General features: G+C 68.5%; 18 protein-coding genes. 7 read left to right on the top strand and 11 right to left on the bottom strand.

The window, feature by feature from the left end; translation table 11 throughout:
- Positions 1–111: 111 nt before the first annotated feature.
- The gene (locus M2299_RS06465; protein WP_059063117.1) at positions 112–642 is read left to right on the top strand and encodes a hypothetical protein; all 531 of its coding nucleotides are present in this window, start codon (positions 112–114) and stop codon (positions 640–642) included.
- Positions 643–679: 37 nt separating this feature from the next.
- Entirely contained in the window at positions 680–1,345 is a 666-nt protein-coding gene (locus M2299_RS06460) for a hypothetical protein (protein WP_099844572.1), read from the top strand.
- 164 nt (positions 1,346–1,509) lie between these two features.
- Here the strand turns inward: M2299_RS06460 and M2299_RS06455 are convergent, their stop codons facing one another.
- The 9 genes from M2299_RS06455 to M2299_RS06415 are packed head-to-tail and all read right to left on the bottom strand — an operon-like array spanning position 1,510 to position 13,849.
- The gene (locus M2299_RS06455; protein ID WP_280884079.1) at positions 1,510–3,315 is read right to left on the bottom strand and encodes a hypothetical protein; all 1,806 of its coding nucleotides are present in this window, start codon (positions 3,313–3,315) and stop codon (positions 1,510–1,512) included.
- Positions 3,312–5,477, bottom strand: a complete 2,166-nt coding sequence (locus M2299_RS06450; protein ID WP_280884078.1) for a hypothetical protein — start codon at positions 5,475–5,477, stop codon at positions 3,312–3,314. Before M2299_RS06450 ends, M2299_RS06455 begins: the two co-directional genes overlap by 4 nt.
- Positions 5,474–6,595, bottom strand: a complete 1,122-nt coding sequence (locus tag M2299_RS06445) for a BatA domain-containing protein (protein WP_280884077.1) — start codon at positions 6,593–6,595, stop codon at positions 5,474–5,476. The genes M2299_RS06450 and M2299_RS06445 overlap by 4 nt, the downstream gene beginning before the upstream one ends.
- Positions 6,592–7,488, bottom strand: coding sequence for a DUF58 domain-containing protein (locus tag M2299_RS06440; protein ID WP_280884076.1), 897 nt, complete (start codon positions 7,486–7,488; stop codon positions 6,592–6,594). Before M2299_RS06440 ends, M2299_RS06445 begins: the two co-directional genes overlap by 4 nt.
- Before the next feature lie 7 nt (positions 7,489–7,495).
- Complete coding sequence (locus tag M2299_RS06435; protein WP_100437177.1) at positions 7,496–8,479, bottom strand: MoxR family ATPase; 984 nt, start codon at positions 8,477–8,479, stop codon at positions 7,496–7,498.
- Positions 8,480–8,492: 13 nt separating this feature from the next.
- Positions 8,493–9,200: a DUF4159 domain-containing protein gene (locus tag M2299_RS06430; protein ID WP_025876014.1), complete on the bottom strand. Its 708-nt coding sequence runs from the start codon at positions 9,198–9,200 to the stop codon at positions 8,493–8,495.
- The gene (locus tag M2299_RS06425) at positions 9,200–10,534 is read right to left on the bottom strand and encodes a TldD/PmbA family protein (RefSeq protein ID WP_025876012.1); all 1,335 of its coding nucleotides are present in this window, start codon (positions 10,532–10,534) and stop codon (positions 9,200–9,202) included. The genes M2299_RS06430 and M2299_RS06425 overlap by 1 nt, the downstream gene beginning before the upstream one ends.
- 21 nt (positions 10,535–10,555) lie before the next feature.
- On the bottom strand, positions 10,556–12,190 hold the full coding sequence (locus M2299_RS06420) for a TldD/PmbA family protein (protein ID WP_280884075.1): 1,635 nt from the start codon (positions 12,188–12,190) through the stop codon (positions 10,556–10,558).
- Positions 12,191–12,217: 27 nt separating this feature from the next.
- On the bottom strand, positions 12,218–13,849 hold the full coding sequence (locus tag M2299_RS06415) for a TldD/PmbA family protein (protein WP_280884074.1): 1,632 nt from the start codon (positions 13,847–13,849) through the stop codon (positions 12,218–12,220).
- Positions 13,850–14,510: 661 nt separating this feature from the next.
- On the opposite strand from M2299_RS06415, the gene M2299_RS06410 reads away from it, so the two are divergent.
- The gene (locus M2299_RS06410; RefSeq protein WP_280884073.1) at positions 14,511–15,125 is read left to right on the top strand and encodes a DUF938 domain-containing protein; all 615 of its coding nucleotides are present in this window, start codon (positions 14,511–14,513) and stop codon (positions 15,123–15,125) included.
- A gap of 88 nt (positions 15,126–15,213) precedes the next feature.
- Here the strand turns inward: M2299_RS06410 and M2299_RS06405 are convergent, their stop codons facing one another.
- Positions 15,214–18,900 (bottom strand): indolepyruvate ferredoxin oxidoreductase family protein, encoded by a 3,687-nt coding sequence (locus M2299_RS06405; protein WP_280884072.1) that lies wholly within the window; start codon positions 18,898–18,900, stop codon positions 15,214–15,216.
- Between the two features lie 171 nt (positions 18,901–19,071).
- Here M2299_RS06405 and M2299_RS06400 point away from each other — a divergent pair, with 171 nt between their 5' ends.
- Together M2299_RS06400 and M2299_RS06395 are read left to right on the top strand one after the other, a co-directional pair.
- On the top strand, positions 19,072–19,707 hold the full coding sequence (locus M2299_RS06400; RefSeq protein WP_025875998.1) for a tetratricopeptide repeat protein: 636 nt from the start codon (positions 19,072–19,074) through the stop codon (positions 19,705–19,707).
- A gap of 69 nt (positions 19,708–19,776) precedes the next feature.
- Positions 19,777–20,763: a hypothetical protein gene (locus tag M2299_RS06395; protein ID WP_280884071.1), complete on the top strand. Its 987-nt coding sequence runs from the start codon at positions 19,777–19,779 to the stop codon at positions 20,761–20,763.
- Positions 20,764–20,812: 49 nt separating this feature from the next.
- Here the strand turns inward: M2299_RS06395 and M2299_RS06390 are convergent, their stop codons facing one another.
- The gene (locus M2299_RS06390; RefSeq protein ID WP_025875996.1) at positions 20,813–22,297 is read right to left on the bottom strand and encodes an AAA family ATPase; all 1,485 of its coding nucleotides are present in this window, start codon (positions 22,295–22,297) and stop codon (positions 20,813–20,815) included.
- A 123-nt stretch (positions 22,298–22,420) separates the two neighbouring features.
- Here M2299_RS06390 and M2299_RS06385 point away from each other — a divergent pair, with 123 nt between their 5' ends.
- Together M2299_RS06385 and M2299_RS06380 are read left to right on the top strand one after the other, a co-directional pair.
- Positions 22,421–23,050, top strand: a complete 630-nt coding sequence (locus M2299_RS06385; RefSeq protein WP_025875994.1) for a ParA family protein — start codon at positions 22,421–22,423, stop codon at positions 23,048–23,050.
- Between the two features lie 37 nt (positions 23,051–23,087).
- Entirely contained in the window at positions 23,088–23,564 is a 477-nt protein-coding gene (locus M2299_RS06380) for a histidine phosphatase family protein (RefSeq protein ID WP_032977995.1), read from the top strand.

Raw genomic sequence — 23,564 nt, 5'->3', positions numbered from 1 at the left:
GGAGTGAATCATTCAGTGCCGTGCGCTGTGCGCTGAACGCCTTTGCCACCTCCAACGAAATCTGAAGCCCGCACCCGTATCCTCGACACTTGGACGCAACAGGCAAGGGTGATGGCTGTGGCAAAACGGGCAACGCAGGGAGCACTTCTGGCCGGCATGCTGCTGGCGGGCATCGCGCACGCGCAGCAGACGACGCCGGCGGCCGTACCCGTGCCCACGCCTGATCCCGTACCGGCGCCTGCCGTGCCGCCCGCTGCTGATGACGCGCCCGTGGTCGTGCCGCCCGCGCAGGGGAACGTGACCACGCTGGGCGAAGTGCGCGCGCTCAAGCCCGAAGACGACCAGCCGCTGGACCTGTACCGCTTCAAGAACCCGATGCGCGCGGAGAACAACCGCTTCAGCCGCGACTGGAGTGAGCCGCCCTCGCCCGAGCAGGTCAGTATGGGCGGCGGTTACATCATGATGGGCGTGGTCAAGGGCGTGATGGCTGCGGCCAAGGGCCTGAACAAGATCACTGGCGGCCCGGACCAGATCCAGTCGGCCATCGCGCGGCCGCCACCGGAACTGAGCGCCGAGCAGCAACGGCGCGCGCTGCAGTTCTGCGCCCAGCAGGATGGTTGCGGCGCACCGCCGGAGAAGTAGGCGTTATCCTGCGGGCCTTCCCTTCGAGGCTGCCTGGATGCTGCTGCGTACCCTGTTCCTGCTTGCAACGCTGAGCCCGCTTGCCGCGTTCGCCAGCGACCTGACCGATGGCGGTTCGTGCCGCAATGGCGCGTTCCCTTCGGAACAATCGGGCTTTGCCCTGGCCAAGGTGGTGGGCACGCCGCGCCTGTACCTGCTGGGCGACATGGACGGCTGCCCGGCCAAGGGCGAACCCGCCTGCCGCCAGCGCAGCTACGTGGTGAGTGGTGACACGGTGGTGACCGGGCGTGATCTTGGTCGCTACCGCTGCGCGTTCTTCCCGAACAAGGTGGGTGGCAGCGCAGGCTGGGTGGATCGCAGCAAGCTGCAGGCGTTGCCGGTACCCGCGCCGACGCTGCAGGCCTGGTCCGGAGACTGGAAGGACAGTGACAACGGCCTGCGCATCCGCGTGCGTGACGGCCAGCTGCACGTGGAAGGCGATGCCTACTGGCCCTCGGCCAACCCGACACCGGCAGAACGCCCGGGCGGCCCGAACATCGGCGCGGTAAGCGCACAGGCAGTACCGCGTGGTGCCCAGGTCGACTTCGTGGAGGACACCTGCACGGTGCACGCGCAGCTGCTGGGCGATGTGCTGATCGTGGCCGACAACAGCGAGTGCGGCGGCATGAACGTGCGCTTCAACGGTGTGTATCGGCGCAAGTAGATCCACGCGATGCGTGGATGAAACGCGCGGACGGCCCGGCGCCAACCAAGGCGGGCATCTACCCTGCACGGCATCAGTAGATCCACGCCATGCGTGGATGGTGTTCGCGATCCAAACGGTGGGGTCAGGGCCCTTTCGCAGGCGAAAGGGATCCAACCCCGGGATCAGCGTCGGCGCTCAAGCCACCACAGCAGCGATGCGCACAGCACGAACGCCAGCCACCACGGCCAGCGCGGCCCTGGTACACGCTGGCTCGCCTGCGCGGTTGCTGGCGCCGCAGTGGCCAGCCGCTGCGCGGTGGCATCCATCATCGCCTGCCGGTGCAGGGAAGGGGCCTGCTTCGGATCGAACACGTAGCGCCACTGCGTGCGGTCGCCGTGCTGCAGGCGCTGCCAACCGGCCTGGCGCGGCCACCAGCCCGCGCATCGTGCTGTGCTGGTGGTGCTGTCGACGATCAGCGGCACGCCATCGCCGCGTCCGTCGAAGGCCCGCAGCGGTGCCTGCACGCCGCACAGCGACTGCCGTTCGCCCGCCCAGGCCAGTGCCTGTGTCGACCACGGTCCTTCGGTACCGGGCTGCGCGCGAGCGAGGGAGGCGAACACCGTGCTCCACAACTCACCGTGGCGATCCTCGCGACCGGCCAGTACCCAGCGCCAGCTGTCCGTGATCGGCAGCAGCCCGATGCGTCCCTTGCCGACGGCGCGCCACCCACCGATGGGCTTGCTGTCGCGATCCTGCAGCAGGGGGCGGCTGTCGGCTGCCTGCAGCGCCAGGTACTCCAGCGCCGGCAGCGCCGCGGCGTGCGATGCGCGGTCGGCGTCTTCGCCATCAGTGGTGGGCAGGGTGCCGGCGGCAAGCGGCCCGCGACGTGCCTGCAGCATCGTTGCGTCACCCTCGCCGGGCATTGCCGCAACCTGGCTGCTGGCATCGCCCTGCACGGGCAGGCCGAGATCGCGCAGGCGTTGTCGTGCGCTGGCTGATGGCGCGCCGGTACTGCGCACCAGCAGGCCGAGGCCATCACGCAGGGCCTGGCGCACGGCCGCCAGCTGAGCGGCACCGAGCGCGGCCAGGCTGCGTTCGTCGAGCAGCAGCAGATCGCTGCGCGCCAGCGTGGAGGCGTCCAACGCCACGTTGCCGTCGCCCAGGCTGAGGCCTGCGCCGGTCTCGGCCTGCACCTGTACGCGGATGCCGGCATCGGTGGCCCAGCGCCGCAGGTACTTCAGTTCGGCGCCGGGGGCAGCCGAGCGCACCAGCACGCGCAGCGGAGCGGCGGGCAGCGTCTGCTGCGGCACCGGCACGCTGTCGGCCACATGGCCCTGCGCATCCAGCAGGCGCAGCTGGAACACGCTGCGGCCCTCGGCGCGGGCGATGCCGCTGAGCTGTACACGGCCATCCTCTGCCAGCGTTGCACGATCGACCACGGCACCGGCCGGGTCCAGCAGTTCGGCCTGCGCTCGGTCTACGCCGCGTGCCTGTGCGTGTACGTCGAAGCGCGCACCGGGAGCGGTGTCCACGGGCGGCTGCAGGGCGATCCAGCCGTTGGCTGCAGAGGGTGCCTGCCAGCGCGTGTCAGCGGGCAGTGCGGCATCGCGGTCACGCGCGGCCAGGCCGGCACCGATCAGTGTCACCGTGGAGGACGGATAGCGGCGCAGTGCGGTGGCCAGGTCCGGCACGCGCGCTGCACCGGCCATATCGGTTGCTTCCGGCAGCAGCACCCGGGTGTCGCCGGTGGGCAGTGCACCGGTCTTGTCGGCCCCGGCGCCGATCACCACCAGGCCGGCCAGGGAAGCGCGCTGTGAGGGCGGCACCAGGCAGACATACAGCAGCGCAGCGGCGGCCGCCTGCAGCGTGAGCACGGCGATAAGACGGCCGCGCCTCTGCGTGGGCGAACGCAGCTGGCGCGCACTGGCGACCAGCACGATCAGCGCCAGCGCCACTGCGACCCACACGTTCAATGCCGATGTGCTCATGGCTGTGCTTCCAGCGCATCGAGGTAGCGCTGCCCCATGGCATCGGCCGCACGGCGTCGCATCACCTGCGGCAGTGGCCGCTGCAGTGCACGCCACAGCTGCGCGCGCAGGCGCTGCCGGCACTCGGTGCAGCCGGGGTCGATGCGTAGTTGTTCGATGGCGGCAGCCAGGTCCAGTGCATCGGGCAGGAAGGCGTTGTTGCGCTGCTGCCAGGCGGCCAGCATGTCCAGATCGGGCGTGCCGTCCTCGTCGCCCAATCGCTGCCAGGCCTCGACGACGGCCGGATCGGGCGGCGTGCGCGCGGCCAGCGGCAGGTCGCGGCTGGCCAGCCCGGCACGGTCGCCGCCCAGGCGCCGGCTCTCGTCGATCGGCGGCAGCTCCGGGCCGACGCGCGCCAGATAGATGCGCTCGGCCTGCTGCACCTGCTTGATGAACGCCAGCGCTTTGTAGGCAAACGGCAGGGCCTGCTCGGGGCGGCCCTGGCGCAGCTCGCCTTCGGCCGACCACATCTGGTCCAGCGCGGCCTTCAAGGTGGCGCGTGTCTGCGGGTCAAGCAGCGTCGCCGCCTCGGCGTGGTCGTGGGTATGCCCGTACTCGGACAGCACGTCGGTGGCGCTGCCGAACACCGGTGGCGTGTCATTGCCGCTGGCTGCGCCACCGTGGTCGTGGCCGTGCTCGTCGTGTGCGCCGGCCTCGGCGCCGTGACCGTGCTCATGATCGTCATCGTGTGCGTCTGCCGCCGGCGTATCGCTGGTGGGCAGGTCGCTGGTCGGCGGTGGCTTCGGCGCGCCCTCGCTTTCTTCGCCCAGGAACTGGCCGTAGCGCAGGCGCAGGATGCGCTGGTCGACGCCGATCGCATCGCTGCGCTTGACGAAGGTATCGGCGGCTACGCTCCGGCGTTCGCGGATCAACGCCTCGGCGTCGATGATGATCTGCCGCTGGCTGCGGAAGTACGCGGGCAGGGTCTTCTTGATGCGGCCTTCCAGTTCGGCACCGAGCACGGCCTCGGCGCTGGGCAGGCGCAGGATCACGCTGCTGCTGCGGCCGACCTGTGCTGCCGGCGCGTGGTTGTCGCGCACTTCCAGCTGGGCGATCACATCGTTGCCGGGCTGTGCGCCCAGCGCGGCCAGATCAAGGGTATGGGCAAAGCGCCGTGCCTTCACCTCGCCGCTGCCGCTGAGCGTCACGCTGCGGCGCACGAAGGTGATGTTCTCGCCGCTGCCCTGGGTGATGGTGATCGACAGCGTCGCCCGCGCGGAGACGCCATGATCGTCGCCGGCCTCGAAGCGCAGCGTCCACTGCCGTTGCCCGGGGGTGCCCAGCACCAGGCTGGTGGCAGGCTCGATCACGCGCACCGTCGGCGCACGGTCGGCGACCACGTCGAGTCGATGCAGGCGGGTTTCGGCCAGCGCCGGTTCGCTGACCACGCGATACAGCACCGGGGTACGCGCTACGTCCTGCGCTTGCCATTCACCATTGCGCTCACGCAACGGCAGGCGTCGACCGTCGTGGAACTGCAGCCAGGCATTGCTGGGTGCACGGTCGAAGCGCAGTGACCAGGACAGGCGACTGTCGGCGGCGACCTTGGCGTCGAGTGCGTTCTGCGTACGCGTGGGTTGGCCGGTGTAGGCCGGTGCGTCGATGCGCAGTCGAGTGGACTGCAGGCGCAATGGACCGGCCCTGGCGCTGCTTTGCGGCGAGGCAGGCGCCGTGGGGCGCGGTGCGCCGCTGTGCGGCCAGCCCAGTGCCAGCACAGCGACGGCGATGCCGCCGATCCAGCACAGCGCCACTGCCCTGCGTGGCCAGCGTGGTCGCAGCTCGGGGAGGTTGCGTTCAAGCGCAGCCAGCACGTGGGTGCGCTGGCGCTGCTGCAATGGGTTGAGCGCAGCACCATCGGCAAACAGCAGATCGGCGCTGTCTTCGCTGGCGCCACTGGCATCGAGCCTGCGCTGCAACCAGCGTCGGTCCAGCTGCCGGGCGCGCATCGTCGCGGCGCCCGCAATGATCAGCAGGGCCACGGTTGCCACGACGCAGGCGATATCGAAACCGGACACGCGCAGCGCGAGTGCCGCTGACGCCAGCGCCCACGGCAGGCCCAGCAGCAGGGTGATCGCCGCGCGGCGCCGACGTGCGCGCTGCCATGCCTGTTGCAGCGCCTTCATGGTGCAGCCCTGCGTCGCGCGCTGCTTGCCATCCAGCGCTCAAGCGCGAACAGCAGCACGATCACCAGCAGCAGCCAGGCGGTGGGTTCGCGCACGGGCGACGTTGCGGCAGGCAGGGGCGCCTGGCGTGGTGCCTGGTCCTGCGCATCTCCCAGCCGCGGCGTTGATGGCGGTTGCAGGGCCTGCAGCAGGTCGCGCGGCAGGCCGTCATCGCGCAGTGCACTGTTGCGGGCCACGTTCCATTCGCCGGGCAGATGCAGCAGGCGGCCCTGGCCGATGCGCTGCTGCCACAGCAGCGGTGCATTGTCTGCATCGCGCAGCAGTACGGGTGCACCCGCTGGCGGTTTCGCAGCGGTCAGCACCGTGCCGCCCTGCTGCAGCCAGCGCTGCCAGGTGCCAGGCAGCGCATCGGTGGCGGTCCATACGCCGCTCTCGCCGCGGGCAGGCAAGGCGTCGTCGGCCAGGGGGGCCGCCAATGGTTGCGTGCTCCACGCGCGCTGCAACGCGCCCAGCCATTGCAGCGCAGCGGCCGGTGCATCGCTGCGCGTACGCAGGCGTGGTGCCGGGGAAGCGTGTGGCGGCGCGGTGACGGCCAGCGCGTGTGGCTGCCACTGCACCTCGCGCGACAGCTGCAGGCGGGCACCATCAAGGCCGGGCAAGGGGTCGGGTACGTGTACGGTCAGCGCGGTGCCGGCCGGCAACTGCGCGTCCAGCTCGCGCAGCAGGCTGGGCAGGGCAGCAGCGTCTGCCGGCGCGGGCTGGTCGATGGTGGGGAAGCCCGGCGCCAGCCAATGCCAGTTGCGCGCATCGGTGCTGCCGCGCAGCGCGGTCGCGTCCAGGCCCGGTGCCACCACCGTCCACGCTGCTGGCACGGGCGCAGGACCGGTCAGCGCCGGGCGCGCCAGCAGCAGGGCCAGTGCGGCCAGCAACAGCAGGCGCACCAGCAACAGCGGCCAATCATCGAAGCGGATGCGCTGCCGCGGTCGTACCTGGGCGCGCAGCCAGCGCAGCGCAGCGAAATCCAGTGGCGTGTAGGGATGACGGCGGGCGAGGTGGATCAGCAGTGGCAGCAGCCATGCGGCCAGCGCCGCCAGGCCCAGCGGGAACAGCAGGCTCATGCGTCGCCCCTGCGGCCGAACAGCGCCTGCAGCGGCTGGTCCAGTGGCTGATCCAGCCAACCGGTCGCGCAGGCGATGCCACTGGCCTGCAGGCGCGACTGCAGCGCGGCGCACGCCTGGGTGAAGCGCTGCAGGTAGTCGGCGCGGATCGCGGCGCCATCGCCGAGAAGTTCATCGCCCGTTTCCGGATCGCGGAAACGATGGCCTGCGTCGAAGGGGAAATCGCGCTCGTCGGCCGTCAGTACCTGCAGCAGCATCACCTCGCGGCGGGCGCTGGCCAGCTGCTCCAGCAGCACGATGCCCGCGTCGTCGAAGCCATCGCCGATGGCCAGCAGCAGATCGCCGGGGCGCACGCGCTCCCACAGCGGTCGCAGCCGCTCTGCGGCCGGCCATGCGCCGCGCGCCTGCAGGGCATGCAGCTGCAGATGCACGCGGTCGCGCTGGCGCGCGCCATGCGCGGCCGGCATCAGCTGCAGGCCTTCGCCGTTGATCGCCAGCAGGCCGAAGCGATCACCCTGCTGCAGCGCCAGCTCGACCACGCAGGCAGCCAGCTGCCGCATGTGATCCAGGCGGCTGCGTCCGGGCGCTGTACGGTCGGACTGGCCCGCCGAGGCCGTGGCATCGAGCAGCAGCCAGACGGCAATCGGGCTTTCGCGCTCGGATTCGCGCACGAAGAAGCGGTCCGAGCGCGCATACAGCTTCCAGTCGATCTGGCGCAGTTCGTCACCGGGCTCGTAGGCGCGGTACTGGGCGAATTCCAGGCCGGCGCCGCGGCTGCGGCTGGCATGCTGGCCGATGCCGCTCGCACCGCTGGCCAGGCGTGGCCGCAGGCGCAGCGCACGCAGGCGCGCACGCAGGTCGGGTGGCAGCAGCAGCGGCGTGCCTGCGGTCACCAGTGGATCAACCCGGGAAGGGAACGGCCTGCAGCAGTGCGGCGACCACATCGTCGGCCCGCTTCTGCTCGGCTTCGGCGGCAAAGGACAGCAGCAGGCGATGGCGCATCACCGGTGCCGCCAGCGCCTGCACATCCTCGCGGGTGGCGGCGAAGCGTCCCTGCAGCAGGGCGCGCGCCTTGGCGGCCAGCACCAGCGACTGCCCGGCACGCGGACCCGCGCCCCATTTCACCCACTGGTTGATCGCTGCCGGTGCACCATCGCCGGGGCGGCTGGCGCGGACCAGGCAGGTGATCCAGGCCAGCACGTCGGGGCTGACATGCACTTGGCGCACCGCCGCCTGCAGCGCGATCACCGCTTCGGCATCCATCACCTTCGGCACGCTTTCCGTGGCACCGCCGGTGGTCTGTTCAAGGATCTGCCGCTCTTCTTCCTCGCTGGGGTAATCGACCAGCACATGCAGCAGGAAGCGGTCCAGCTGTGCTTCGGGCAAGGGGTAGGTACCGGCCTGTTCGATCGGATTCTGCGTGGCCAGCACGAAGAACGGCGCCGGCAACGTGTAGGTCGTGCCGGCGTAGCTGACCGTACGCTCCTGCATCGCTTCCAGCAGCGCCGCCTGGGTCTTGGGCGGGGTGCGGTTGAGCTCGTCGGCCAGCAGCAGGTTGGTGAAGATCGGGCCCTGCTGGAAGCGGAAATGGCGATGACCGGTGCCGTGGTCTTCTTCCAGCAGTTCGGTGCCCAGGATGTCGCTGGGCATCAGGTCCGGGGTGAACTGCACGCGCCGGAACTGCAGTTCCAGTGCCTGCCCCAGTGAGCGCACCAGCAGGGTCTTGCCCAGCCCCGGCGCGCCTTCCAGCAGGCAGTGGCCACCGGCCAGCAGGCCGATCAGCAGCTGCTCGACCACGGTGTGCTGGCCGACCACGGCGTGGGCCAGGGCGCTGCGCAGCGCATGCAGGCGCGGCAGCAGGGAATCGAGGTCGGGGGAGGTCATGGGCGTGGTCCGTTCAATTGTTCAATGCGTACATCACGATGTTGACGCCGAAGCGGGTGTTGTCTTCGGCCAGGAAACGCTTGTTGCGCCAGTCGTAGTCCCACTCGCAGCCGTAGTCCTTGTTGCTGTAGAGCAGACCGAGCCGGCCATCGACCTCGATGCCTTTCAGGTAGTCGTGCACCAGGTCATCGCCCCAGCCGTTGAGCTCGAAGCTGGTCGCGGGCGGGCCGTCGGGGAAGCGGAAGAAGCTGCGGTACAGCGCGTGGCTGTTGGGCAGTTTCTGCAGCGCCTTCGGCCCAAACAGCCGGCCCATCTGCGCTTCGAACGAGGTGGCGAACAGGCCGTCGATATCGTGGTTGCAGTCGTCGACGAAGACGAAGCCACCATTGCGCACGTAGCGCACGAAGTTCTGCCGTTCGGCGGCGTTGAACTCGACCAGGGTGTGCCCGGCCAGGTAGCAGAACGGCGCCTCCAGCATGCGCGGGTCGGCCAACGCCACCACGCGTTCCTGCGGGTCCACCCGCAGGGAGGTGTAGTCGATCAGCGAGGTGATCAGGTTGGACGGCATGCGCGCGTCCACGTCCCAATCGCCGGAGTCGTACTGCAGGCGGGTGAACCAGAAGTCGTAGCGCGAACTGCGCGGGCCTGCCTGCGCCCATGCCGGCAGCGCCGCCGCCGAAGCGGCAGCGGCCAACCAGCGCAGGCAGGCCCGCCGATCCATCAGACCGCGTCGGACAACGAGGTAAAGGTGAAATCGCGCAACTTCATCGGCGGAATCATCATCACGAAGTTGGACTCGTCACCGGCCACGCGCACCGGCTTGCCCAGCTCTTCGATGTTGTTGAGCATGATCACCGGCGATTCGTTGAAGCGGAAGTTCTTCACCGGATGCTTGATCTGCCCGTTCTCGATGTAGAAGGTGCCATCGCGGGTCAGGCCGGTCAGCAGCACGGTCTGCGGATCGACCATGCGGATGTACCAGGTACGGGTGACCAGGATGCCCTTCTGGGTGCCGCGCACCAGTTCGGCGGTGCTCTTCTCGCCACCGCTCATCAGCAGGTTGCCGGGCGTGGCCTTGGCGGTCTTGCCCTGCTTCTGTGCCCAGAAGCGCGAGTAGTCGAGGTTGGCGACCTTGCCGTTCTCGATGATGGCGATGCGCTCACGCGGCATGCCCTCGTTGTCCCACGGCAGCACCGGCGCGTCCGGGTGCCACGGGTCGGCATGCATGTTCACGCGCGGATCGTAGACCTGCTCGCCCAGCTTGTTGCCACCGCCCTTCTTCGACAGGAAGCTGCGCCCTTCATCGGCCGAGCGTGCGCTGAAGAAGTTCATCATGAAGCTGATCAGGCCGGCGGCTGCTGCCGGCTCCAGGATCACCGTGTACTTGCCGGGTTCCAGTGCCTTGGCTTCCTGCGACTCGGTCGCCTTGCGCATGGCGATGCGGATGTCCTGGTCGGCCTTGAAGTCGGCAGCGTCCTTCAGGTTGCGACCCACCCAGCCCGAACCACGGCCGTCTTCGGTGCGCACGGTGCAGGTGTAGTCAAAGTTGGTGGTGCGCTGGTAGCCGAAGTTGCCGTTGCTGTTGGCCGTGGCGTAGAAGCCCTGGCCGTCTTCGAGGAAGCCTGCAGCGATCAGCCCGTTGCCACGGCACGGCGCGATCGAATCGGCGGCGACCTTGGCGCGGAAGGCCGGATCGATGGCGGCGGTGGATTCGCTGAAGGTCGGGCTGGGGCGGTAGGTCTGCTTGCCGATGGCCGGCATGAACTCCGGGTTTTCCGGGGCCAGGCGGGCCAGGTCTTCGGCGCGACGCACCACGCGCTGCAGCGCCGCGTCGTCGAACTCGTTGATCGAGGCGGTACCCACGCGCTTGCCGAAGGCCACGGTGACGGCCAGTTCGGTGTTGTCGACGATGCCGCTGGTGGACACGTTGTTCAGGGCGAAACGGATGTTGCCGTTGATGGAACCGGCCAGTACGGCCGTGCACTCATCGGCCTTGGACAGGGCGATGACCTTGTCGAGGATGGCCTTGGCCTGGGCTTCGGTGAAGATACTCATGGTGTAAGGGCTCCTGACCGGTCAGCCGAGGCTGCGTGCGGTGTTGATGACGTTGATGCCGTTGAAGCGCGCGGTGGACGAACCGTGCGAGACCGCCGAAACCTGGCCGGGCTGGCCCTTGCCATCGAAGAACGAACCGCCCAGGCGGTAGTCGCGTTCATCGGCCACGGCACTGCAGGCATTCCAGAATTCCGGGGTTCGGATCTGGTAGGCCACGTCTTCGAGCATGCGGGTGATCTTTCCGTTCTTGATCTCGTAGAACAGCTGGCCGCCGAACTGCGCGTTGTAGCGCTGCTGGTCGATCGAGAACGAACCATCCCCGATGATGTAGATACCGTTCTCCACGTCCTTGATCATGTCCGACACGCTCAGCGGCGACTTGCCCGGCGCCATCGACACGTTGGCCATGCGCTGGAACTGCACGCTGGACCACGAGTCGGCATAGCAGCAGCCATCGGATTCGGTCTTGCCGAGGATGTGGGCCTGGTCGCGGATGGTCTGGTAGTCGACCAGCTTGCCGTTGCTGATCAGGTCCCAGCGCTTGCACTTCACGCCTTCATCGTCGTACGCGACCGCGCCGAGGCTGCCCGGCTGGGTCTTGTCGGCAAAGATGTTCACGTGCTCGCTGCCGTACTGGAAATGCTGCTCGCGCTTGTCCAGGGTGGCGAAGCTGGTGCCGGCGTAGTTGGCTTCGTAGCCGAGCACGCGGTCCAGCTCCAGCGGGTGGCCGATCGACTCGTGGATGGTCAGCCAGGTGTGCGACGGATCCAGGATCAGGTCGTACTTGCCGGGCTTCGCCGACGGCGCCTTCAGCTTCTCCTGCGCCTGCTTGGCCGCCGCGATGGCATCTTCCTTCATGTCGTAGGACGAGCTGTAGTTGACCACGCCATTGGGCGTGAGCACCTTGCCGGCAGCCGCGCCATCGAGGTACTCGTAGCCCAGGCCCATCGGTGCGGACAGGCCTTCGCGGGTGCGGAACTTGCCGCTGGCCTTGTCGATGGCGGTGATCGTCATCGGTGCCCAGATGCGGTGCACGTCCTGGTCGATGTAGGAACCGTCGGTGGAGGCGAAGTACTTCTGCTCGTTCACCAGGAACAGCATCGAGTTGACGAAGCTGGCGCCGGCGCCCATCGCCGCGGCGTTGACGTCCAGCAGCAGGTCGACCTTCTCCTTGATCGGCACCTCCATCGCATTCTTGCGGATCGGCGTCTTCCAGCTGACCTCGCCCACGCCCGGCGCCTTGGCCAGCTGCACCGGCGCGGTCTGCACGCCCGCGTTGGCCTTGGCGATCGCCGCGGCCTGCTGCGCGGCACGGGCCACGTCGGCGGTGCTGAGCGCATTGGTGGCGGCAAAGCCCCAGGCGCCGTTGACGATCACGCGGATGCCCACACCGGTGGACTCGGTGTTGACCACGTTCTGCACCTTGTCCTCGCGGGTGATCACGAACTGCCGCAGGTAGCGGCCGATGCGCACGTCGCAGTAGGTGGCGCCGGCGCTGCGCGCGGCCTGCAGGGCGGCGTCGGCCAGGCGCTTCTTCAGCGCAGGGTCGAGGCTGGACTGCAGCTGCTCGGCGGCGATCGCCTTGCCGAAGAACGACGGCACGATCAGGCCGCCAGCGGTAAGCCCGGTCAGGGCCAGGAAGTCACGTCTGTGCAAGGCTGCTCTCCATGAAGGACGGGTGGCTCAAGCGCCGAGACTGCGCGCGGTGTTGATGATGTTGATGCCGTTGAAACGGGTGGTGGACGAACCGTGCGAGACCGCCGACACCTGGCCGGGCTGGCCCTTGCCGTCGAAGAACGAACCGCCAAGACGGAAGTCGCGTTCATCGCAGATGGCGGTGCAGGCGTTCCAGAACTCCGGCGTGCGGATCTGGTAGGCCGCATCCTCGACCATGCCGGTGATCTTTCCGTTCCTGATCTGGTAGTACAGCTGGCCGCCAAACTGCGCGTTGTAGCGCTGCTGGTCGATGGAGTACGAGCCGCGGCCATGGATGTATATGCCGTTCTCCACGTCCTTGATCATGTCCTCCACGCTGAGCGGCGTCCTGCCCGGCGCCAGCGAGACATTGGCCATGCGCTGGAACTGCACGCTGGACCACGAGTCGGCATAGCTGCAGCCATGCGAGGCGTTGCGGCCGAGGATGTGCGCCTCATCGCGCGTCGCCTGGTAGTCGACCAGGATGCCGTCGCGCACCAGGTCCCAGCGCTGGGTCTTCACCCCTTCGTCGTCGTAGCCGACCGCGCCGAGGCTGCCCGGCTGGGTCTTGTCGGCGAAGAAGGTGACGATGTCGCTGCCCCAGCGGAAACCAGCATCGCGCTTGTCCAGGGTGGCGAAGCTGGTGCCGGCGTAGTTGGCCTCGTAGCCGAGCACGCGGTCCAGTTCCAGCGGGTGGCCGACATTCTCGTGGATGGTGAGGAACAGGTTGGACGGATCCAGCACCAGGTCGTACTTGCCGGGCTTCACCGAGGGCGCCTTCAGCTTCTCGCGCGCCTGGCGGGCGGCTGCGATGGCGTCCTCGACCGGGTCATAGGAATCACGGTACGCAGTGATGCCACCGGGCAGCTGCACCTTGCCGCGTGCATCGCCATCAAGGAACTCGTAGCCCATGCCCATCGGCGAGGACAGGCCGGCGCGGGTGCGGAACTTGCCGCTGGCCTTGTCGATGGCGGTGGCGGTGAACGGCAGCCAGATACGGTGGATGTCCTGGTCGATGAACGAGCCGTCGCTGGAAGCGAAGTACTTCTGCTCGTTGACCAGGAACAGGGTGGAATTGATGTAGTCGGCACCCGCATTCAGTGCGGCCGCATTGAGCGCCAGCAGCAGCTCGACCTTGTCCTGGATCGGCACTTCCATCGCATTGCGGCGGATGGGGGTCTGCCAACGCACCTCGCCGACCGCCGGGCTGGGCGCCAGCTGCACCGGGCGGGACTGGATGCTGGCATTGGCGCGGGCGATGGCGGTGGCCTGTTCGACGGCGGTGCGCACCGCCGCTTCGGTCTGCTGGTGGGTGGCGGCGAAACCCCACGCACCGTTGACGATCACCCGCACGCCCACACCGGACGATTCGCGGTTGGTCACGTTGCCGACCTGGTGCTCGCGGGTGATCACCGACTGGTTGAGGTAGCGCCCGATGCGCACGTCGCAGTAGCTGGCCTTGGCCGAACGCGCGGCAGCGAGGGCGACCTCGGCCAGGCGCCGGCGCTTGGCCGGGTCGACCGGGGCCAGCAACTGCTCGGCGGCGATCAGCCGCGAATGCGGCAGGGCCAGGCCCGCCAGGCCCAGAGCGGAAAATGCCAGGAACTCACGTCGTTGCACAGCGTCTCTCTCTCACTTCCGTGCGGCCGGCAAAGGACCGATCCGATCACGTCAACTCCTCGACTTTCGCCAGCGGCGGGCATTCGGGCAAGTGACTGCAGTCATGGTCGGGAGGGTTTCGGCAGGGCTTGCAGCCCTGCACCTGCTGTAGCGCCGGCCGCTGGCCGGCAACCTCAGCAGCAACGTCAACGTCAAAAGCGGGCATTCCGTGGGTGGGCGGGGCGGTGTCGGAGTGCGGGGACGCTGTGAATCCGTCCATGGAGGCTTGGCAGCCGCATCCATGCGGCTGACACCCCGCACTCCGACACCGCCCCACCTCTGACAGATCTCCGCGGCTGTTGGTAGGTGTCGACCTTGGTCGACACATCTGTCAGGTATCGAAACGGATCTGACCCCAAGAGCCGTTCCAGCAGATCGCGGAAAACTGTCGAAGGCGGGATGGGTCCGGTGGCGGGGGTGTCCGCGGCATGGATGCCGCGGCCAAGCCCCCAAGGACGGGTTTACGGCGTCCCCCGCCACCGGACCCACCCCGCCATCCCGCAGGAAGCCAGCTTCTGCTGTTGCTCCGGCAGTTGCCGCGGCCTCTGCAGGTGCAGGGTGCAGCCCTGCTCATTACCCCCGTCATGCACAATGAGGCCGACCCCGCCTGGACGCCGTCTCGATGTCGAGCAAGCCGTATTCAGAAGCCTGTGAACGCAACCGCGAACCGATCGCCGCTGCGCTCGACCCGTGGATGGGAGATCGCCACCGGGTGCTGGAGATCGGTAGCGGCACCGGCCAGCATGCCGCTTTCTTCGCCGAGCGCTGGCCATGGCTGCGCTGGCAGCCCAGCGACCATCCGGATCATCTGCCCGGCATCGAGGCCTGGCGCGCGGAGGCGGCGCTGCTGAACCTGCTGCCGCCGGTGGCGCTGCAGGTGGAACTGCCGCCAGCGCCCGGCCTGAGCTTGCCGGAAGGCAGCACGTTCGACGCTGCCTTCAGTGCCAATACCCTGCACATCATGAGCTGGGAGCATGTGCAGGCGCTGTTCGCCGCACTTCCCCCCCGGCTGCGCCACGGCGCGTTGCTGGCGGTGTACGGCCCGTTCAACTACGGCGGTCGCTACACCAGCGACAGCAATGCGCAGTTCGATGCGTGGCTGAAGGCGCGTGATCCGCGCAGCGGCATCCGCGATAGCGAAGCGGTGCAGGCGCTGGCCGCCGACAACGGCTTTACCCGCCTGGGGGATGTGGCGATGCCGTCCAACAACCGCCTGCTGCTGTGGCGGTTGGGGTGAATCACCGGTAGTGCCGGCCGCTGGCCGGCAACACATTGTCCGGGAAGGGCAGATGCCGGCCAGCGGCCGGCACTACCACCTGCCACTATTACGCCACCTGCACGATATGCAGCGCCTTCGGGTTGCGCCACTGCGCCAGCAGCACTGCTTCGCGGGCCTTGGCCTTCTCGAAGTGCGCTTCCTTGACGTGGCCGAAGCCGCGGATGTGCTCGGGCACGCTGGCAATCTCCACCGCCAGCGCCAGGCGGTCGTCATCCAGTCCGTCGATCAGCTGCTGCACGGTCGCCTCATAATCGGTGATCAGCTGGCGCTCCATGCGACGCTCTTCGGTGCGGCCGAACACATCCAGGCGACCACCGCGCAGGAACTTCAGCTTCGCCAGCAGGCCGAACGCCTTGAACATCCACGGGCCGTATTCCTTCTTCTGCAGCCGGCCCTGTTCGTCCTTCTTGGCGAACAGCGGCGGTGCCAGATGGAAGCGCAGCTGGTAATCGCCTTCGAACTGCTGCTGCAGGCGCCGTTGGAAGTCGCCGCTGGTGTACAGGCGCGCCACTTCGTACTCGTCCTTGTACGCCATCAGCTTGAACAGGTAGCGGGCCACGGTTTCGGTCAGCGCGGTGGAGCCGCCGATGCGCTCGGCTTCGGCCGCGCGTACGCGCTCGACCAGCGTGCGGTAGCGGTTGGCGTAGGCCGCATCCTGGTAGTCGGTCAGGAAGGCCGAGCGGCGCTCGATCATCTCGTCCAGCGAGCGCGACAGGCGCGCGTCGTCCAGCGGCAGGAAGGCGACATCACCACCGTGCGTCGGCAGTCCACGCAGCTCGCGCTCGTCACCGGTGTTGCGCGGTGCGGCGGTAGCGCCCCATTCGTTGCCTTCCCATTCGCCCGGCGGCAGCGCATGCAGCGGCCCGGGCGTGTTCTCGGTGTCGGTGTGGCGGTTGCGCATCAGGCCGGCGGCTTGCTGCACGGCCTGCGGATCGACCGCGGCCAGGCGGCCCCAGGCGAAGGCCTGCTGGTTCATCGCCACGGCCGCGCCGTTGAGTTCAATGGCGCGCATCAGCGACTCGAACGACAGCGGCACCAGGCCCTGCTGCCAGGCGTAGCCGAGGATGAACAGGTTGGCGGCGATCGCATCGCCGAGCAGCGCGGTGGCCAGCTGGGTTGCGTCCAGCAGCAGCGGCTCCTCGCCACCCAGTGCCACGCGCACGCCGGCGATGATGTCGGCGGCGGGGAACTGCATGTCCGGGCGGGTGGTGAAGGTGCCCGGCATCGCTTCGTAGGTATTGAGCACCACCTGCGAACGGCCGGCGCGTACCTTCGACAGCGCCCAGTAGTCGTTGACCACCACCATGTCGCAGCCCAGCACCAGATCGGCTTCACCAGCGGCGATGCGCACCGCATGGATATCGTCCGGGCGGCGGGCGATGCGGATGTGCGTGGTCACCGCGCCACCCTTCTGCGCCAGGCCGGTCTGGTCGAGCACCGAGGCGCCCTTGCCTTCAAGGTGACCGGCCATGCCCAGCAGGGCGCCGATGGTCACCACGCCGGTACCGCCAACGCCGGTGATCAGGATGTTCCAGGGGTGCTCCAGGGTGCCGCGCACCACCGGTGCCGGCAGGTTGTCCAGCAGCGTGGAGGCATCGCGCTTGCTGCCCTTGCGCGGTTGCCCACCGTGCACGGTGACGAAGCTCGGGCAGAAGCCGTTGACGCAGGAATAGTCCTTGTTGCAGTTGGACTGGTCGATGTCGCGCTTGCGACCGAACTCGGTCTCCTTCGGCAGCACCGACACGCAGAAACTCTTCTTGCCGCAGTCGCCGCAGCCTTCGCAGACCAGCGAATTGATCATCACCCGCTTGGCCGGGTCTTCCAGCTTGCCGCGCTTGCGGCGGCGACGCTTCTCGGTGGCGCAGGTCTGTTCGTAGATCAGGATCGAAACACCCTTCACTTCGCGCAGGCGCTTCTGCACCGCATCCAGCTCGCTGCGGTCGTGGAACTCCACGTCGCTGGGGAAATGCTCGCGCTGGCGCGTCCACTTGGCGATGTTGTCCGACAACACCATGATGGTATGGATGCCCTCGGCCCGCATCTGCTTTGCGATGTCCGGTACGCTCAACGGGCCGTCCACCGGCTGCCCGCCGGTCATCGCCACCGCGTCGTTGTAGAGGATCTTGTAGGTGATGTTGACGCCGGCGGCGATCGCCTGGCGGATGGCCAGCGAACCGCTATGGAAATAGGTGCCGTCGCCCAGGTTCTGGAACACGTGCTGGGTGTCGGTGAACGCGGCCTGCCCGGCCCACGTCACGCCTTCGCCACCCATGTGGGTGAAGGTGTCGGTGCTGCGGTCCATCCAGGTCACCATGTAATGGCAACCGATGCCAGCCAGCGCACGCGAACCGTCCGGCACGGTGGTGGAGGTGTTGTGCGGGCAGCCGGAGCAGTAGTGCGGCACGCGCGGGAAGCTGGCGCGCGGCAACGCAAGCTCGGCTTCCTTCTCCTGCATCCACTGCAGGCGCTGCTCGATGGATTCGTTGTTGAAGAACTTCTGGATGCGGCGACCGATCACGCCGGCGATGGTGGCCGGGGTCAGTTCGCCGGTGGACGGCAGGATCCACTCGCCGGCCTCGTCGTACTTGCCGACGATGGACGGGCGCTGGCCCCAGCTGGCCGGCCAGTTGAAGAACTGCTCCTTCATCTGGCGCTCGATGAAGGCACGCTTCTCCTCCACCACGATGATGTCTTCCAGGCCCTGCGCAAAGCGCGCGATGCCTTCCGGTTCCAGCGGCCAGGTCATGCCGACCTTGTACACGCGGATGCCGATGTCGGCGCAGGCCTGCTCGTCCAGGCCCAGGTATTCCAGTGCCTGCAGCACGTCCAGGTAGCTCTTGCCGGTGGTGACGATGCCCAGCCGCGCACGCGGCGCGTCCATCACCACCTTGTCGATGCCGTTGGCACGCGCGAAGGCCTGCGCGGCTTTCACCGCATAGCGGTGCAGGCGCATCTCCTGGTCCAGCGGCGGATCGGGCCAGCGGATGTTGAGGCCGCCGGCGGGCATGTCGAAGTCCTCCGGCAGCACGATGCGCCGGGCCAGCGGATCAACCTCGACCGAGGCCGACGATTCCACCGTCTCGGCGATCGTCTTGAAGCCGACCCAACGCCCGGTGTAACGGCTCATCGCCCAGCCGAGCAGGCCCATGTCGAGGATGTCCTGCACGCCGGCCGGGTTCAGCACCGGCATCATCGCGCTGACGAATTCGTCCTCGCTGCCATGCGGCAGCGTCGAGCTGCGGCAGGCATGGTCATCGGCAGCCAGTGCCAGCACACCACCATGGCGCGACGTGCCGGCGGCATTGGCGTGCTTGAACACGTCGCCGCAGCGGTCCACGCCCGGGCCCTTGCCGTACCACATGCCGAACACGCCCTGCACGTTGGCACCGGGGAACAGGTTGGTCTGCTGGGTACCCCACACCATGGTGGCGCCCAGGTCCTCGTTGAGGCCCGGGGTGAACTTCACCCTGGCCGTTTCCAGGTGCTTGCGCGCGCGCCACAGTTCCAGGTCGAAGCCGCCCAGCGGGCTGCCGCGATAGCCACTGATGAAACCGGCGCTGTCGATGCCCGCAGCTTCGTCGCGCAGGCGCTGCATCAGCGGCAGCCGCACCAGCGCCTGCACGCCACTCAGGTAGATCCGCCCTTCGTTGCGGGTGTACTTGTGGTCGAGCGTGTAATCACGGTCGAGCAGGTCGGCGGAAGCGGGCGAGGTGAGTTGCGCGGTACTGGTCATGGCTGGCCTGTCAGGATCGGCTGGCACCGGCCGCGCAGGTGCACGCGGCGGGAAAGGCGCGAATTGTAACAGTGGGGGGCCAGGGCCCCCGGCACTCGCGCCGGGGCCGTGCTGGGGTTAGGATCGGGGAGAGAGAGGGAGGGTTGGTGTTTCAACCTTGGGGGATTTGGGATGTCAGTTGCAGGACAGTTCCTGGCCGGCGTGTTGCTGGTTTCGGGAGCGGCCACTGTGTGGGCCGCGCCGGCATTGCCGGCACCGCAGGAGTTCTATTTCGACAGCGACGCCGCTGCCGCGCCGATCACGGTGGTGCAGGGTGAAGGCGAAGACCTGGTGGCACAGCTGCTGAAGCATCGCGAGCGTGGCCGCAAGGGGCTGGAAGCCACGGCGCAGCTGGCGTCGGTGGCCATCGCGCAGGGGCGCGCGGAACTGGGCGACAAGCTCTATCGCGAGGCACTGGCCGAGGCGCCGGTGCAGAGCGCGCTGGGCCGCAGCGTACGCTGGAACTATGGCTGGGACCTGTTGCGGCAGGGCCAGGCGCTGGCCGCGCTGGAACAGTGGCAGGCCGCTGCCAGCACCCTGCGCAGCAATCCGGGCTGGGTACCGCCGAGCTATGCGTTGGCGCTGTGGCGCGCCGGCCAGCAGCAGGAGGCAGTGAAGTGGTATGCCGCCGCCGTACGGACCGAGCCGGGGCAATGGCGCGACAGCAGTCATTACGCGCAGCTGTTGCCGCAATGGCGCGACGACGAGCGTGCCACGCTGGGTGAAGTACAGCAGGCCTGGGCGGCCGCACCTCCAGCCTGGCCCTGACAGCGGCCGGCCGCTGGCGGCGTGCAAGGGGGCCTACAATGGTTGGCCCTTCGCTGCCATGAGCTCCGGATGCGCCAACGCGCTACCTTGCTGTTGTTCCTGTCGCTGCTGCTGACAGGGGGACTGAATGCTCAGGACCGGTCCGTGCCGGACTGGCTGCAGCCGGTCGTCACCCGCATCGCCGCCCTGCAGGCCAGCGATGTCCCGGCCGAGCGCTGGCAGGGGGCCGAGTTGTCGCTGGCATTGGGCGTACAGGCCGACGGCCAGCGCCTGACCGATGCCGATGCACTCACGCCGGTTTTCCTGGACGCCTGGCAGGCCGCGCCAGCGCACCGCTTCCACCGCCACCGCCTGTTGCGGCTGTGCCAGGGCACGCTCACCTGCGGTGACCCCGTCGGTCGCAATCTTGGTTTGCCCACGGCTGCGCCCACAGGTGCCGGGCTGTTGCCGGCACTGCTGGAGGCGCAGCGTGCGGACGATCAGGACAACGGCGAGGGCGCGTGGCAGGCGGTGCAGGTGGCCTGGCGGTTGGAAGAAGTCGGCCTGGCGACACAGCAGCTGCGCGCCGCCGCGGAACGGCAACCGTTCGGTGATGGGACGCGGCGGCTGCTGGCGATGCAGCTGCAGGCGCTGGCAGGGGTGTCGTTGTCCGACACGCCGCTGGAGGAGGCGGGCCGCAGCCCGCGGCAGATCGTCGAAGACGCCCTGCTGGGGTCGCTGGAGGAACGCACCTTGTGGGACTTCGCCGGCATTGCGCTGTGCGGGCAGGCACAGCACAGCGCAACGTGCAGGAGGCTGGCCACGCAGATGACAGCCAGTGGCGATCTGGGTCTGCAGGAACTGGCGCTGCGGCTGGTGCCCGCCGATCCTGATGCCCAGCGCGCACTTTACTGGCTGCAGTGGCAACAGCTGAGTGCGCGGCGGCGGGGGCTGCCCGCCGGCTACCTGCAGCGCGCCGCGCGCGAAGGCACGACGGCAGCCATCAGCCGCCTGTTGCAGGAAAACGGTCTGCCGCTGACCCCGCCCGCTGGCTGGAGCCCAGACACCGCACCCTGACCGACAGGGAATCCACGCCCTGCGTGGATGGACGCGGTGGCGGCGACCCTCAGTCGTCCGCGGACACCGTGCGCCCCGACGCCCATTCCCGCAACGCCGCCACCTGCTCGGCCATCAGCACCGACAACGGCCGTGTCGTGCGGATCTCGCCCATCAGCAGCTCGGTGTCCAGCGGCCGGCCTTCGGCATGCGCCGAATACAGCCCGGCCACGATCGCCTGCTCGATTTCCGCACCGGAAAACCCGTTGGCCGCTGCGGCCAGTGCCGGCAGCGCGAAGTCGTCGGCATTGAGCTGGCGCCGTCCCAGGTGCAGCCGCAGCAGTTCCACGCGCACATCGGCCGAGGGCAGGTCGACGAAGAAGATCTCGTCGAAGCGGCCCTTGCGCAGCAGCTCGGCCGGCAGCTCGTGCACCTGGTTGGCGGTGGCCACGATGAACACCGGCGCCTTGCGCTCGGCCATCCAGGTCAGCAGGTAGCCGAGCACGCGGCGCGACACGCCGCCATCCTCGGTGCCGGTGGCCAGGCCCTTTTCGATCTCATCCATCCACAGCACGCACGGCGCCAGCTGCTCGGCCGAGGCCAGTGCCTGGCGCAGGTTGGCTTCGGTCTCGCCGTGGTACTTGTTGTACAGCGCGCCCACGTCCAGGCGCAGCAGCGGCACGCCGAAGCCGGCGGCGGTGGCCTTGGCCAGCATCGACTTGCCGCAGCCCTGCACGCCCAGCAGCAGCATGCCGCGCGGCGGGTCCAGCCCGGCCGGTGCCGAGCCGGCGATGAAGGCGACGCGACGCTGGTTGATCCAGCGCTTGAGCCGGTTGGCGCCGGCCACATCGCCGAAGCGCGCGCTGTCATGTTCAAAGAACAGGTGGCCGCTGCGGTTGAGCAGCTCGAACTTCAGCCGCGCCAACTGTGGCAGGTCGTCGTCGCGCAGCGCGCCATCGGCATAGATCAGCTGCCGCGCGATGCGCCGCGCATCGACCAGGCTCAGGCCCTGCAGGTTCTTCAGGATCTTCTTGACCGCCTCGCTGTCCACTTCCACCCGGCGCCCGCCGTGTTCGCGTGCATAGGCATCGGCTTCCTCGCGCAGCATCTTCAGCAGTGCATTGGCGTCGGGCAGGCGCGGGTTGAAGCGCACTGCCAGGGCTTCCAGTTCGGCGGGCAGTTCCACCTTGGCGCCGATCAGCACCAGCACGTGCGGTTCGCTGTGGCGGCGCTGGATCAGGTCGCGCAGGGCACGCTGGTGGCTGGCGTAGCCCAGGTAGGGGTGGAAATCGAGCAGCAGGTACACGCCGCGCTGGTCGGCCTGGCGGATCATCTGCAGTGCGGCGCTGGCATCGGGCGGACCGACCGGCTCGTCCTCGCGCTCCAGGTCGATGCGACGCAGGCCCTCGGTGATCGACCAGCGGTGCAGGGCCCGCCAGACATGCATCAGCGTCTGCCGGAACAGCTCGACGATGCGACCCTCATCCTGGGTCTCGACCACGATCAACGGCGTGTTGGCGCGGATCAGTGCGCTCAGGTCCTGCAGTTCGCTCATGGCGGTTCGATCCTTCGGGGGCGCCACGATAGCAAAGGCCGGGGGCACTGGTTCAGCACGGCTCTACCTTCCGTCACCATCGGCGGTGTACGCTCGGGGCACGTACCCGGAAGCGAGGCTGGCATGAAGACGATCCTGGTGGCCGGTTCCAAAGGCGGGGTGGGCAAGACCACCATCGCCACCCACCTGGCCGCGTACGCGGCATTGCAAGGCAAGGCCACGGTGATCGCCGATGCCGACCCGCAGGGCTCCAGCACCCGCTGGGCACAGCGCCGGGCCGGGCTGGAAAGCGCGGTGCTGCCGATCGACGTGTACCGCAAGAAGCAATGGGCGCAGAAGCTGCCCGACGGTACCGATACCGTGGTGATCGATGCACCGGCCGGCGCGCTGGCCGACGATATCCCGCATTTCCTCGACGCTGCCGATGCCGTGGTGGTGCCGGTGCTGCCCTCGGCACTGGACATCGAAGCCATCGTCGGCTTCCTCAACAGCCTGGCCCAGGTACCGCGCGTGCACAGCCGCAAGCTGCCGGTCGGGCTGGTGCTGAACCGCACCAAGCCCTGGACCCAGACCTCGCAGCAGGCCCTGCAGATGCTGGCTGACTGGCCCTATCCGGTGGTCGCCCAGCTGCGCGACAGCCAGAGCTATGTGGTCATGACCGGCCTGGGCCGCAGTCTTTTCGATTACCGCTCCGCCCAGGTGCGCGAGCACCAGGCCGACTGGGAACCCCTGTTGTCCTGGCTGAAGCTGTAACAGCCGTAGGTCTCCATCCCTTCATTGGAATCCCGCAATGCGCGAACTGATCCTGCTCCGCCACGCCCACGCCGAACCGGCCACCACCGGCCAGGCCGACCTCGACCGGCCGTTGTCGCCGGTGGGGCTCGCTGAAGCCGAAGCCGCCGGCAAGTGGCTGAAGGAGAACAACCTGCTGCCGGACTGCGTGCTGTGTTCACCGTCGCGGCGGACCCGCGAAACCCTGGAAGCGGTGATGGCAGCCATCGGCTATGTCGAAAAGCGCCTGGAAGACCGCATCTACGAGGCGACCCCCGGCACCCTGGCCGCGCTGGTGGACGAGCGCCGTGACCTGGACCGGGTGCTGATCGTCGGCCACAACCCCGGGCTGGAGCAGCTGGTGGCGCTGATGACCGATGGCACCAGCAGTGATTACCGTGGCATGCCGCCGGGCGGCGTGGCCGTGCTCGGTTTCGCCCGCGAGGCGACGATCGAGCCGGGCGTGGCCAGCCTGAACGCCTTCTGGTGGCCGTGA

Origin of the sequence: Stenotrophomonas sp. 1278 (genome assembly GCF_029892765.1) — a bacterium.
GTDB lineage: Bacteria > Pseudomonadota > Gammaproteobacteria > Xanthomonadales > Xanthomonadaceae > Stenotrophomonas > Stenotrophomonas indicatrix.
The sequence above is the reverse complement of the archived record's forward strand: the minus strand, read 5'-3'. Positions and strand labels throughout refer to the sequence as shown.

What these genes read in the sequence shown, in the direction of transcription:
- M2299_RS06435 (WP_100437177.1), bottom strand. Translation starts at nt 8,479, where the DNA reads ATGACCTCCCCCGACCTCGATTCCCTGCTGCCGCGCCTGCATGCGCTG.
- M2299_RS06380 (WP_032977995.1), top strand. Translation starts at nt 23,088, where the DNA reads ATGCGCGAACTGATCCTGCTCCGCCACGCCCACGCCGAACCGGCCACC.
- M2299_RS06465 (WP_059063117.1), top strand. Translation starts at nt 112, where the DNA reads ATGGCTGTGGCAAAACGGGCAACGCAGGGAGCACTTCTGGCCGGCATG.
- M2299_RS06450 (WP_280884078.1), bottom strand. Translation starts at nt 5,477, where the DNA reads ATGAAGGCGCTGCAACAGGCATGGCAGCGCGCACGTCGGCGCCGCGCG.
- M2299_RS06395 (WP_280884071.1), top strand. Translation starts at nt 19,777, where the DNA reads ATGCGCCAACGCGCTACCTTGCTGTTGTTCCTGTCGCTGCTGCTGACA.
- M2299_RS06385 (WP_025875994.1), top strand. Translation starts at nt 22,421, where the DNA reads ATGAAGACGATCCTGGTGGCCGGTTCCAAAGGCGGGGTGGGCAAGACC.
- M2299_RS06400 (WP_025875998.1), top strand. Translation starts at nt 19,072, where the DNA reads ATGTCAGTTGCAGGACAGTTCCTGGCCGGCGTGTTGCTGGTTTCGGGA.
- M2299_RS06430 (WP_025876014.1), bottom strand. Translation starts at nt 9,200, where the DNA reads ATGGATCGGCGGGCCTGCCTGCGCTGGTTGGCCGCTGCCGCTTCGGCG.
- M2299_RS06455 (WP_280884079.1), bottom strand. Translation starts at nt 3,315, where the DNA reads ATGAGCACATCGGCATTGAACGTGTGGGTCGCAGTGGCGCTGGCGCTG.
- M2299_RS06405 (WP_280884072.1), bottom strand. Translation starts at nt 18,900, where the DNA reads ATGACCAGTACCGCGCAACTCACCTCGCCCGCTTCCGCCGACCTGCTC.
- M2299_RS06445 (WP_280884077.1), bottom strand. Translation starts at nt 6,595, where the DNA reads ATGAGCCTGCTGTTCCCGCTGGGCCTGGCGGCGCTGGCCGCATGGCTG.
- M2299_RS06425 (WP_025876012.1), bottom strand. Translation starts at nt 10,534, where the DNA reads ATGAGTATCTTCACCGAAGCCCAGGCCAAGGCCATCCTCGACAAGGTC.
- M2299_RS06390 (WP_025875996.1), bottom strand. Translation starts at nt 22,297, where the DNA reads ATGAGCGAACTGCAGGACCTGAGCGCACTGATCCGCGCCAACACGCCG.
- M2299_RS06460 (WP_099844572.1), top strand. Translation starts at nt 680, where the DNA reads ATGCTGCTGCGTACCCTGTTCCTGCTTGCAACGCTGAGCCCGCTTGCC.
- M2299_RS06410 (WP_280884073.1), top strand. Translation starts at nt 14,511, where the DNA reads ATGTCGAGCAAGCCGTATTCAGAAGCCTGTGAACGCAACCGCGAACCG.